This window comes from Micromonospora sp. KC207 (assembly GCF_004348615.1).
Classification (GTDB): domain Bacteria; phylum Actinomycetota; class Actinomycetes; order Mycobacteriales; family Micromonosporaceae; genus Micromonospora.
Window position 1 is genome coordinate 1 of sequence record NZ_SMKJ01000248.1, and the last position, 10,845, is coordinate 10,845.

The window sequence follows — 10,845 nt, forward strand, 5'->3', positions numbered from 1 at the left end:
CCGCTGGGCCGGCCCGAGCGGGCCCCCCAGTGCCGCCCCGACCACACGCCGGCGGGCCGGGCGGTCCGGGTCCCGTCGCCGGGACACCCCGGCCCGCTCCGACGCTGACCGTCACCGTCGAGCTCGCGCCCGGGCAGCTGACACCCCGCCTCGCCCGCCTCGCCGAGCTACTGGGTGAGCTGGCCGAGTCGGGGGAGGGGGCGCTGCTGACCGGTTCCGCGGAGCAGCCGGGCCGGACGGAGGCAAAGCCCTGGTCCCCGTCGGCGCGCCGGCCCCACCCGGTCGAGTTCCGCCCGGCGGCGGCCGACCCGGCGGGGCCGCGCCCGACCGCGCCCCGGGTCTTCGCCGCCGCCCCGCCGCCGCCTGAGGACCCCGACGAGGTGCGCATCCTGGCCGCCTCCCGGGTGGTGCGGCGGGGGGCACGGGTGATCCCGCTGACCCGCATCGAGTTCGACCTGCTGTACTTCCTGGCCGCGCATCCCCGCCGGGTCTTCACCCGCCCTCAGCTGCTCAGCAACGTCTGGGGCTACGAGCACGCCGTCGCCCGTACCGTCGACGTGCACGTGCGCCGGCTGCGCGCGAAGCTCGGCAGCACCATCCCGATGGTCACCACCGTCTACGGCGTCGGCTATCGGCTCGCCGACGAGGCCCGGGTCAGCGTGGACCCGCATTGCTGAGGCGGCCCGCCTTGTCGGCGGTGACGCGGCGTACCCCGCTTCTGGGGTGCGCCGCGTCCGCTCGTCGGACGCCCGTGCCGCCTGGCCGGTCGCCTTGCGGCCCTACCGCATCGGGCCGGTCGCGCAGGTACCCCCCCGTATCCCACGATCATGGTGACTCTGCTGTAATCATCAGACCTCGTACGCAGAGCGAGCATCCGGCTCCGATGTGTTCGTCAATTGTCACATTCATGCAACGTAGCCCCCCCTTGACCGTCACCGGGGCGCCGGGAAGCATCGATGCAGCGGCATCCCGGGCCGTGGGGAGATACCCGGACCAGCCAAGGAGGACCATGTCGGTCAGCCCCGCATCGCCGCGCGCCGGATGGCATACGTCTCAACCCGCGGTGCCCGGTCGGCCCCCCGGCGGCCAGCGCCGGCCCACCAACGCCACGCCGGTGCTCACCGTGACGTTCAGCATCCCGCTGGTCGCCGAGGAGTCCCTGACCCCGGCGGCCCGCCGCCTGCTCGACGCGGCCCGGGAGATGCTGGAACGGGGCGAGGCGATCATCACCACCGGCCCCGCCCCCGAGCGCCGGCCCGATCAGGTGCCGGCCGGGCGCACGCCGTCCCGGCCCCTGGCCCCGACCATCCCGGCGCTGCACATCCTCGCGTCGTCCCGGTCGGTGCTGCGCGACGGCGAGCCGCTGCCCCTGACCCGGCTGGAGTTCGACCTCCTGCTGCACCTGGTCGCCCATCCGCGGCGGGTGTTCACGCGGCTGCAATTGCTCAACGCGGTCTGGGGGTACGAACACGCCGGGGTCCGCACCGTCGACGTGCACGTGCGCCGGCTACGCGGCAAGGTCGGCGTGGACGTCCCACTGGTCACCACCGTCTACGGCGTCGGTTACCGGCTCGCCGACGACGCCCGGGTGACCATCGACCGCAGCGGCTGACCGGCCCGGCCGGGATCCACCAACCCGCCCGTCCGGCCGGAGTCCACGCCCGGCCGGCGTCGCGCCCGGCGACCGGGCACGATGGTCGGATGCGCGTGCGACCGATCTCCCCCGAGCGACTCGTCACCGAGTTGACCAAGCGGCTCGTCGCCGCCGAACCGCCCGGCCGGCTCCGCGTCGCCGTGGACGGGGCCCCGGCGGCGGCCCCGGACGACCTGGCCGCCGCGCTGGTCGACCCGCTGCGCGCCCTCGGCCGCCCGGTGCTGCACGTGCGGGCCGGGGACTTCCTCCGCCCGGCCTCGTTGCGGCTGGAGTACGGCCGGACCAATCCCGACGCCTACTACGAGGGCTGGATCGACGAGCCCGGGCTGCGCCGCGAGGTCCTCGACCCCGCCGGCCCCGGCGGCTCGGGCCGGATCCTGCCCTCCCTCTGGGACCCGCGCACCGACCGGGCCAGCCGGGCCGCCTACGTCACGCTGCCGCCCGACGGCGTCGTCCTGGTCAGTGGGGCGTTCCTGCTCGGCGGCGGGCTCCCCGTCGACCTCACCGTGCACCTGGAACTCTCCCCGGACGCGTTGGCCCGGCGTACCGACCCCGCGTTGCGGTGGACCCTGCCGGCCTTCGCCCGGTACGCCGAGGAGGTCGCCCCGGCCGGCTTCGCCGACGTGGTGGTCCGCGTCGACGACCCCCGCCGCCCCGCGCTCGTGGAGCCCGAGGCCGCAGCGTGACAAATCCGGCGGTTTGAGCCCTCCGGTCCGTGGGTAATCGGTCGCCTCACGCAGCGCGGGTGGTCTCCGCCCGCATACCGTACCGACCCCGCCGGGGACCGCCCCGGCGCACCAGGCGACGAAAGGCAGGCAGCGATGCTCGTCCACGACACGGTAGCCACCGGCCGATCGCAGGTGGACACCGACCAGATCCGGGCGTCCCTGCGGGCTCGCTACGACGAGCTCTCCGCCGAGTACGAGCAGGCGGTGCTGCAGAGCCAGGTGCTGCGGCTGGTGGAGGTCGGCGACACCGCCGGCGACGACCAGGCCGACAGCGGCACCAAGACCGCCGAGCGGGACACCGCGCAGTCGCTGCTGCGCACCATCCTCGACCGCCGGGCGCAGTTCGAGCACGCCCTGAGCCGGCTCGACGAGGGCACGTACGGCTTCTGCGAGGGCTGCGCGGCTCCGATCCCGGTGGAGCGGCTGGAGATCTTCCCCTCCGCCACCGCCTGCGTCACGTGCAAGCAGAACCGGGAGCGCCGGGCCGCCTGAGCGGGCCGTTTCGGTTGCCGGTCGGGTGTGGACGCGGTGCACTCCACCCATGGGTGAGATCAAGGTGGGCACCGCGTCCTGGACCGACCGGACCCTGCTCGACTCCGGCTGGTACCCGCAGACGGCGGACACCCCGGAGAAGCGGCTGTCGTACTACGCGAAGCAGTTTCCCCTGGTCGAGGTCGACGCCACCTACTACTCGCCGCCGGCCGAACGCACGGCCCGGCTGTGGGCCGAGCGCACCCCGGCCGGGTTCACCTTCAACGTCAAGGCGTTCAGCCTGCTGACCGGGCATCCGACGCGGGTCTCCGCGCTCTACAAGGACCTGCGGCCGGACACCGACAAGCGCAACGTCTACCCCGACGACCTGCCCGCCCAGGCGTACGAGGAGGTGTGGACCCGGTTCCTGTCCGCCCTCGACCCGCTCGTCGAAGCGAACCGGCTGGGCGCGCTGCTGTTCCAGTTCCCGCCGTGGTTCACCATCAAGCGGGACAACAAGCAGTACCTGCTGGAGGTGGCCCGTCGGTGCGCGCCCCTGCGGCCGGTGTACGAGTTCCGGCACGCCTCCTGGTTCGACGGGGCCAACCGCGACGAGACGCTGGGCTTCCTGCGCGAGCACGAGCTGGCGTACGTCTGCGTGGACATGCCGCAGGGCCACCGTTCCTCGGTGCCCCCGGTGCTGCTGGACGGGGGCAGTTGACGGTGGGCGGCGTCAGCTCGCGGCGGGGTATCGACCAACGCCAGTTGAGAAAGCTAGGCTGCCAACAAGTTTCCCTCGGCCCAAGGAGATGCCGTGCCGCGCCGTACCGGCAAGCCCTCCTACCTGCTCTCGACGCCTGACACGCGCCGCCGCCGGGTAGCGCGTCTGGCCGTCGTCGTCGCGGCGGTCGGGCTCGCGGCCGCCTTCGTGGGAGGCGCCACCGGCTACACGGCTGGTCGACCGGACGGCGTCGAATCGGCTGTCGCGGACATGCGCAAGGCCGAGGCGCAGCGTGACGGCCAGCAGATCGCCGAGCTGACGACAACGGCCCGGCGCCTTCGTGAGGAAATCTCTCCCATTCTCAGCGCCGTCCGGGCGGCCCCGTCAGACAGTCGGCAACCAGGTGCCGAACAGGCCCGCCAGTGGCGACAGACCTTGCTTCGGGCAGCGGAGCCGTTCGCCAATCCTCCGTCGGGCACTACCGCCACCAATGTGACGCGCGGGGGACTGCACAGCGCCGTCGAGCAGGCGTCCCTGGCTGTCGAGTCGTATCTCCTCGCTGTTACCGGGCCGCCCGCCCAACGGGCCGCTCTGACGGAACTGGCGAAACGACAGGCAGCCCAAGCGGCGGCCGCCTGGTCGGTCGCGGCCACCCAGCTCGATCAGGTCAACATTGACGCCGGCCATGGCCATCAGCATGTCTACCTGGACTCCGATTCGGGTGGCGGCGCCTTCACCCCCGACGGCGCGGCGGAGGGTTCTGGCCGGTGACCGGTCGGCCGGGCTCCGTGAACTAGTCGGGCTCGACGCCGGCCTGACGCAGGAGGGTGCGGATCCACTCACGGGACAGGCCTGTGGCGGCGACGGGGTCGCGCATCCGAGTGCCGGAGCGGGCTTGCGCCACGATCGCTCCGGGCGAGTTTTCGCCGCGCCTGGCGCAGCGTGTCCTGGCTGGTGCGCACCTGAACCTCGGCGTCGTCCACGGCATCCTGGGCTGGTCGGCCCATCCGGTGGCGCGCGTCTCCGAGGTGGGCCGGCCCTGCGGGCACGTCTACCGGTACCCGACCGGCGGGTTGGCCGACCCGCCCGGCGACGCCCATCCCCGCTGGTGCGACCGGGACGGCTGCGCCGCGAGGCGACGGCACCGAGCCGCGCGGCTTCCGCTGACCCCGCGGTCGCCCGGGTCACCCGCCGGCCCCTGCGCCGCCGACGCCCGCGCCGACGTGGCGCTGGCGCAGGCGCTCGTGCCCGGCGCGGGGCCGGTGCTCGTGCTCGCCGTGGGCGGGGCCGAGCCCGGCGAGTTGATGCTCCCCTCGACGAGGGAGGGGTGCTGTCGTACCGGCTCCGCCGCCTGCTCGACCTCGCCGCCGGGACCAACCCCGGCATCCGCCCACGCGACCGGCGCGGCTGCCCCTGACGGGCGGGGTCAGCTCGTCTCGCCGGCCACGCTGAACGAGCGGAGCCGGTCGATCGCCAGCACGGTGAAGCCCACGCTGATCAGCGCGCTCATCACCGCCGCCACCGGCACCGAGACGTCGCCCAGCAGCAGCTCCGTGGGGGTGATCCGGTCGGCGAGGGTGATCACGTACTGCTGGATGGAGAGCACCCTGGTGCCGCTGACGACGCTGCCGAGCAGCCCCTCCCAGATCAGCACGTAGACCAGGCCGAGCAGCACCGGCCGGCGGGTGAGCAGGCTGAGCGCCAGGAACAGCGCCGAGTACGCCAGCGCGCCGACCGCCGACGCGGCGGCGAGCGCCAGGCCGAGACGTGCGGAGTCGGCCAGCAGGCCGGCGGCGTAGAGCGGCACGGCGACGGTGACCGCGGTGACGCCGGTGGCCACCGCCAGCTTGGGCAGCACGATCTGCCAGCGAGGCAGCGGCTTGGTCAGGATGTGCACGACCGTGCCGTCGTCGATCTCGGCGCCCAACACGCCGGTGCCGACGATCAGGGCGACGACCGGGAGCACCACGGCCAGGCCGAGACCGACCAGCACCGGTGGGGCCCATTCGCGCGGGGTGACCCCGAGCGACCGGGAGAGCACCGCCAGGACGATCAGCACCACCGGCAGCGGCAGCAGCAGGAGGAAGCGGCGACGCCCGAACAGCCCGCGCAGGGTGATCCAGGAAACGGTAGACATGGGGTTCAGGCCTCCACCAGGTAGGAGAAGACGCTCTCCAGGGACTCGTCCTCGGGGACCAGCTGTCGCACCCGGACGCCCATTCGCAGAGCGATCTTCGGCAGCACGCGGGTGAACGCGCCGTAGTCGCCGGCGCGCACCGTCAACCCGGCGCGACCAAGCTCGACACCCGTCACCGACGCCTCGGCCATCAGCGCCACGGCGAGCGCCCGGTCGTCGGTGGAGTGCACAGTGAACACGTGCGGCCGATTGGTCATCAGCCGGCGGATGGTGCGGAAGTCACCGGAGGCGGCCAGCCGGCCGGCGACCATGACCTGGACGGTGCCGGAGACCTGCTCAACCTCCTCCAGGATGTGCGAGCTGAACAGAATGGTGCGGCCGGCGTCGCCGAGGCGGTGCAGCAGCTCCATCATGTGCAGCCGCTGACGCGGATCCATCCCGTTGAACGGCTCGTCGAGCAGCAGCACCTGTGGCTCGTGCACCAGCGCGGCGGCCACCCGGGCACGCTGCCGCATGCCCTTCGAATACGTGCCGATCCGGCGGTCCTGCGCGCCCTCCATCTCCACCTGGGCGATCGCCCGGCGGGCCGCCCCCGCCGGGTCCGGCAGCCGGTGCAGCTTCGCGCTGGCCAGCACGAACTCGTACGCGGTGAGGAAGGTGTGCACCGCCTCCCGCTCGCTGACCAGGCCGAGCCGGCGGTAGACCTCGGGGTTGCGCCAGGTGGGCCGGCCGTCCAGCGTCACCACCCCGCGCGACGGGGCCAGGAAGCCCGCCATCATGTGCAGCAGGGTCGTCTTGCCCGCGCCGTTCGGGCCGAGCAACCCGGTGACCCCGGGGCCGAGGCTCATGCTGACGTCGTTGACCGCCACCACGTTGCCGTACCAGCGGGAGACGCCCGCGAGGTCGAGGGTGCTGGTGACGGCCGTGGGTGTCCCCACCGCCTGGTCGGCGCTGATCGTGGTCATCGCGCGGCCACCTTCCGGTATCGACGCAGCAGCAGGGCGACGCAGCCGGCCACGAGCAGCACGGCGGCGACCGCGTAGACGGGACCGAAGTCGCCGATCGGGACATCACGTCGGCCCTCGGACACCAGCAGGTCACCCAGCGCCCAGGTGCCCACGCTGCCCACCAGCGTCGACGGCGAGGCGAGGAAGGCCAGCTCGTTGACCGTCCGGGAGGGCATGATCGACAGGGTGCCGACGATCGGCGTGGTCATCAGGAACACGGCCACGACCGCACCGGCCGCGAACGCCCGCTTGCCGGTGAGGGAGGCGACCAGCAGGCCGACCGAGGCGAAGACCGCCGCCCACAGCCCGGCGTAGAGCAGGCTCGGCAGCAGGTCGAGCAGCTCGTTCCAGACTCCGCGCATGCCGTCACCGCTGGTGAAGGCGGCACCCAGGAACATCACGAACTGCGGCCCGCCGAGCAGTAACCAGAGCGCGGTCGCCAGTGCCAGCAGCTTGGCCACCGGGTAGTCCGAGCGCGGCAGCGGCCGGGAGAAGTAGAGCGGCAGCACCCCGCTGCGCAGGTCACGGGAGACCAGTTCGGGTGCGACCACCGCGACGAAGAAGATGACCAGCCAGCTCATGTTGTCGGCGAACTGGGCGTACGTCATCACCGCCTCGCCGATCTGGGCGCGGACGGCGGTGAGGGCGGCGGCGACCGCCGTGACGATGCCGACCAGCAGCCAGGGGAAGATCTTGGCCTTCGCGCTGCGCCCCAGCCCGAACGCCGTCCGCAGGCCGTGCAGGTAGAGCGCGCCGAAAACGGCCCGGCGGCCCAGCCGGGGCCCGGTGTAACGCTGGTAGCCGATGTCGTGGATGACGCCGGTCGGCTCAGGCATGGCTGGGCTCCCTCGTGGCGAAGAGTTCGGCCACCCGGTGCCGGCGCTGGTCCAGCCGGTGCAGCGGCAGGTCCAGCTCGGCGACCGCGCCGAGGATCAGGTCGTAGGTGGCGTCGTCGACGAGCTCGACCAGCAGCAGCCGGCCGTCCCGGCGGACCGGCAGGCCGAGCGCGGCCAGCCGGGTGGCCAGCTCCTCCGTGCCCTCGCTGACCTCGACGGCGAGCACGTCGGTGGCGGAGGTCATGGCGGAGATGCGGTCGGCGCGCAGCAGCCGCCCGCCGTCGATGGCGACGAGGGTGTCGCAGATCCGTTCCACCTCGCCCAGCAGGTGCGAACAGACCAGCACGGAGATGCCGAACTCGGTGCCGATGCGGTGCACCAGCGCCAGCATCGCGTCCCGGCCGGCCGGGTCGAGGCCGTTGGTCGGCTCGTCGAGCAGCAGCAGGTCGGGGTCGTGCACGAGGGCCTGGGCGAGCTTGACCCGCTGCTTCATGCCGGTGGAGTAGCCGCCGACCGGGCGGTAGCGCTCCTCGTAGAGCCCGACGTGCCGCAGCGCCTCGGAAGCCCGCTCCCGGGCGACCGTACGCGGCAGACCGCTGATCCGGCCGAGGTGGGTGACCAGTTCCGCGGCGGAGAGGTCCGGTGGCAGGGCGTCGTGTTCGGGCATGTAGCCGACCCGGGCGCGGATCTGGGCGGAGTCGGTGGTGGGGTCGAGGCCGAGGACCAGGGCCCGGCCGCTGGTCGGAGCGAGGAGACCGAGCAGGATTTTGATCAGGGTCGACTTGCCGGCGCCGTTCGCGCCGACCAGCCCGATGATCCCCGGCTCGACCGCGACGGTCAGGTCGGCCAACGCCGTGACCTGACCCCCGTACGTCTTGGTCAGCGACTCGGTCGCGATGAGTGTCACGTCGTACAGCGTAGGGACCGGGGGGCATCCGTGAGCGACGGCCCGCCCCCTGCGGGTCCCTGATCTTCCCGGCCGGGTGCCCCTAAGGTCCCCGGGGTCGCGTCGCAGGGAAGTCACCCGGAGAGAGTGAGGCGGGGTAGCCCTCGCCGGGCGCAGCATGGGCGTGTCCGTGTCCGTGTCCGTGGCCGTGGCCGGTCGGCGGGAGAACGGGCGCGACAGCGCACACAGGTACGGAGGTGCGGAGCATGACGGTTCGGGACACGACGGTTCGACGGCGTGGCGGCGTGCTGCACGTGGTCGGGTCACCCGGTGGCCCGCGCCCCGGTCGGGCGTGGTCGGGCCGCGGGGGCCTCACCTCGCAGTGGCGGGGCCCGGCCGGGCCGCCGCGCCGCGAAGACGACCGACGGTGAAGGCCACCGACAACTGGACGACCGACCTACGGGGGTGGGCAGATGGCTGAGCAGTTGATCTCGGCGTTCGAGAGCTCGCTGGACAAGACCAACCTGATCCTGAAGGACATCGAGGCGGCGTACGGCTGGCCGAAGGAGCAGCGAAACCAGTCGTACGCGGCCCTGCGAACGGTGCTGCACCTGCTGCGTGACCGGATGCCGGTGCAGGAGAGCGTGGAGTTCGCCGCGCAGTTGCCGGTGTTGCTGCGGGGCATCTACTTCGACGGCTGGCAGCCGTCGAACGTGCCGATCAAGCTGAACCGCGACGACTTCCTCTACGAGGTCCGCCAGGGCTTCCCGTACGACGTGGAGGGCGGCCCGGAGCGCGTGGTCCAGGTGGTGCTGGACACCCTGCGCCGGCACGTCACCCAGGGGGAGTGGGAGGACGTCCGGTCCGTCATGCCCCGGGACCTGGGTCAGCTCATTCCCTGACGACCCGGACGCCGGCCGGCCGACCCCGACAGCGGTCGGTCGGCCGCGTCGTGTCCGGGAGATGGCACCCGCGTCGGGCGGCGGATGCCTGGGCGTGGATGCTGTGCCGGTGCGCGTCGGTGGTGATGCCGTGCAGCACCGCCACGGCGGCGAGCGGGAACACCGCGGTGACGGCGAACCCCGGCCCGAAGCCGCCTCCCGCGACGGCCAGCCCGAACAGTGGCGGGGTCGCCGTGGCGGCCACGTTCTGCACCACGGTCTGGGTGCTGGTGGCCCGTGCCGCCCAGCTCGCGGGGGCGGCGTCCGCGACGGCCGCGTACGCGACGCCGTGCCAGCTTACCGTGGCGACGAGGGCGACCAGCAGCAGCGGGGCCGCCAACGACAGGTGCAGGGCCTCGGCGAGCGCCAGCGCGCCAAGAGCGGCGGCCGTGCCGGCGGCGATGATCCGCAGCGGCCGGAGCCGGTGGGCGGACCGGTCGGACCAGCGGCCGGCGAGCACCCGGGCTGCCGCCGCGACGAGCTGCGCCCCCGCGATCAACGGCCCGGCGGTCCGCGCCGGCCAGCCGCGTTCGGTGACGAGATAGTCCAGGGCGTACGCGCCGACGACGAACTGCGCCACGACCAGCAGGGCGCTCGCCCCGTGCACCCGCCACAGCGTCGGCGACCGGTATGGCGATTGAGTCCGCCGCGCACCGGTGCCGGCGTCGGGCGAGCCGGTGCCGGTGTCTGTGTCGGTGGCGGTTCTGGGCGAGCGGGTGTGGGCGGATCTCGGCGCGTCGACCAGCAGCAGAGCGGCCACGACCCCTGTCAGCGCGGAGACCGTGGCGGCGACCAGCAGCGCCAGCCCGGGGCCGCCGGAGTCGGCGAGCACCGGCAGGACCGCCGAGGCAGCCGCCACGCCCAGCGGCTGCGACGTCTGCCGGATGCCCATCGCCAGCCCGCGTTCGCCGGGCGCGAACCACCCGGTCACCACCCGGCCGCTGGCCGCGTACACGGCGGAGCCGGCGGCCCCGGCGAGGGCCAGCAGCACGAACAGGGCCGGTCCGTCGGCGAGGGCGGCACCGGCCAAAAACGCTGCCCCGCCGGTCAGGCCCAGGCCGATGACGAGGCGCTCGCCCCGCCGGTCGGCCACGACGCCCCAGCCGATGAGGGCGAGCACCATGCCGAGGCTGGGGCAGGCCACCAGCAGGCCCAACTCCCACAGTGGCAGGCCGGTGGCGCGGCGCAGCGCGGGCAGCAGGAACGGCAGCCCGTAGAGGTAGAGGGTGCCCGCGGTCTGCGCGGCGGTGCCGATGCCGAGCATGACCCACCGTCGGGAGTCGGCCATCCTCCGACCCTAGCCGTCGTCCCAACATAAAGGATTTCCGTACCGATATTCGGGAAGGTGTGGGATGGCTGCCCGATCTCGCGATTGCGGCCCTGACGGATGGGTGCGGAACGCCCAGGGCGGGGCCGAAAGTGCAAGTCCGCGGGTGCGGGTGCCGGGCGAGGGCTGGGTGGGGG

11 protein-coding genes and 1 pseudogene are annotated in these 10,845 nt (G+C 73.4%); 7 read left to right on the forward strand and 5 right to left on the reverse strand.

Going from position 1 to position 10,845, the window contains the following annotated elements:
* The 6 genes and pseudogenes from E1258_RS24975 to E1258_RS25000 all read left to right on the forward strand — a co-directional run.
* Nucleotides 1-677, forward strand: a 677-nt coding sequence (locus tag E1258_RS24975) for a winged helix-turn-helix domain-containing protein (RefSeq protein ID WP_305847277.1), incomplete at its 5' end; no start/stop codon positions are given.
* 332 nt (nt 678-1,009) lie between these two features.
* Nucleotides 1,010-1,612 (forward strand): winged helix-turn-helix domain-containing protein, encoded by a 603-nt coding sequence (locus tag E1258_RS24980; protein ID WP_132405404.1) that lies wholly within the window; start codon nt 1,010-1,012, stop codon nt 1,610-1,612.
* Nucleotides 1,613-1,701: 89 nt separating this feature from the next.
* A complete protein-coding gene (locus E1258_RS24985) occupies nt 1,702-2,340 on the forward strand; it encodes a uridine kinase (protein ID WP_132405406.1) in 639 nt (212 codons plus the stop codon).
* Nucleotides 2,341-2,475: 135 nt separating this feature from the next.
* Nucleotides 2,476-2,874: a TraR/DksA C4-type zinc finger protein gene (locus tag E1258_RS24990; protein ID WP_132405408.1), complete on the forward strand. Its 399-nt coding sequence runs from the start codon at nt 2,476-2,478 to the stop codon at nt 2,872-2,874.
* A 49-nt stretch (nt 2,875-2,923) separates the two neighbouring features.
* A pseudogene (locus tag E1258_RS24995) lies at nt 2,924-3,556 on the forward strand (DUF72 domain-containing protein); the annotation flags it as partial.
* Between the two features lie 111 nt (nt 3,557-3,667).
* Entirely contained in the window at nt 3,668-4,345 is a 678-nt protein-coding gene (locus E1258_RS25000) for a hypothetical protein (protein WP_132405410.1), read from the forward strand.
* A gap of 655 nt (nt 4,346-5,000) precedes the next feature.
* On the opposite strand, the gene E1258_RS25005 is transcribed toward E1258_RS25000, so the two are convergent.
* From E1258_RS25005 to E1258_RS25020, 4 genes are read right to left on the reverse strand one after another with little or no spacing between them, the layout of a single operon-like run.
* The gene (locus E1258_RS25005; RefSeq protein WP_132405412.1) at nt 5,001-5,711 is read right to left on the reverse strand and encodes an ABC transporter permease subunit; all 711 of its coding nucleotides are present in this window, start codon (nt 5,709-5,711) and stop codon (nt 5,001-5,003) included.
* Nucleotides 5,712-5,716: 5 nt separating this feature from the next.
* Nucleotides 5,717-6,676, reverse strand: coding sequence for an ABC transporter ATP-binding protein (locus E1258_RS25010; RefSeq protein WP_132405414.1), 960 nt, complete (start codon nt 6,674-6,676; stop codon nt 5,717-5,719).
* Nucleotides 6,673-7,554: an ABC transporter permease subunit gene (locus tag E1258_RS25015; protein WP_132405416.1), complete on the reverse strand. Its 882-nt coding sequence runs from the start codon at nt 7,552-7,554 to the stop codon at nt 6,673-6,675. Before E1258_RS25015 ends, E1258_RS25010 begins: the two co-directional genes overlap by 4 nt.
* Nucleotides 7,547-8,461, reverse strand: coding sequence for an ABC transporter ATP-binding protein (locus E1258_RS25020; protein WP_132405418.1), 915 nt, complete (start codon nt 8,459-8,461; stop codon nt 7,547-7,549). Before E1258_RS25020 ends, E1258_RS25015 begins: the two co-directional genes overlap by 8 nt.
* A 452-nt stretch (nt 8,462-8,913) precedes the next feature.
* On the opposite strand from E1258_RS25020, the gene E1258_RS25025 reads away from it, so the two are divergent.
* Entirely contained in the window at nt 8,914-9,342 is a 429-nt protein-coding gene (locus E1258_RS25025) for a DUF2267 domain-containing protein (protein WP_132405420.1), read from the forward strand.
* Here the strand turns inward: E1258_RS25025 and E1258_RS25030 are convergent.
* Entirely contained in the window at nt 9,332-10,669 is a 1,338-nt protein-coding gene (locus E1258_RS25030) for an MFS transporter (RefSeq protein WP_132405422.1), read from the reverse strand. The two genes, E1258_RS25025 and E1258_RS25030, sit on opposite strands and share 11 nt — an antisense overlap.
* Between the last annotated feature and the right edge of the window lie 176 nt (nt 10,670-10,845).

Bases quoted from the DNA above. Each gene is read 5' to 3' on its own strand.
- E1258_RS24980 (WP_132405404.1), top strand. From the start codon at position 1,010: ATGTCGGTCAGCCCCGCATCGCCGCGCGCCGGATGGCATACGTCTCAA.
- E1258_RS24985 (WP_132405406.1), top strand. From the start codon at position 1,702: ATGCGCGTGCGACCGATCTCCCCCGAGCGACTCGTCACCGAGTTGACC.
- E1258_RS24990 (WP_132405408.1), top strand. From the start codon at position 2,476: ATGCTCGTCCACGACACGGTAGCCACCGGCCGATCGCAGGTGGACACC.
- E1258_RS25005 (WP_132405412.1), bottom strand. From the start codon at position 5,711: ATGTCTACCGTTTCCTGGATCACCCTGCGCGGGCTGTTCGGGCGTCGC.
- E1258_RS25010 (WP_132405414.1), bottom strand. From the start codon at position 6,676: ATGACCACGATCAGCGCCGACCAGGCGGTGGGGACACCCACGGCCGTC.
- E1258_RS25015 (WP_132405416.1), bottom strand. From the start codon at position 7,554: ATGCCTGAGCCGACCGGCGTCATCCACGACATCGGCTACCAGCGTTAC.
- E1258_RS25025 (WP_132405420.1), top strand. From the start codon at position 8,914: ATGGCTGAGCAGTTGATCTCGGCGTTCGAGAGCTCGCTGGACAAGACC.
- E1258_RS25030 (WP_132405422.1), bottom strand. From the start codon at position 10,669: ATGGCCGACTCCCGACGGTGGGTCATGCTCGGCATCGGCACCGCCGCG.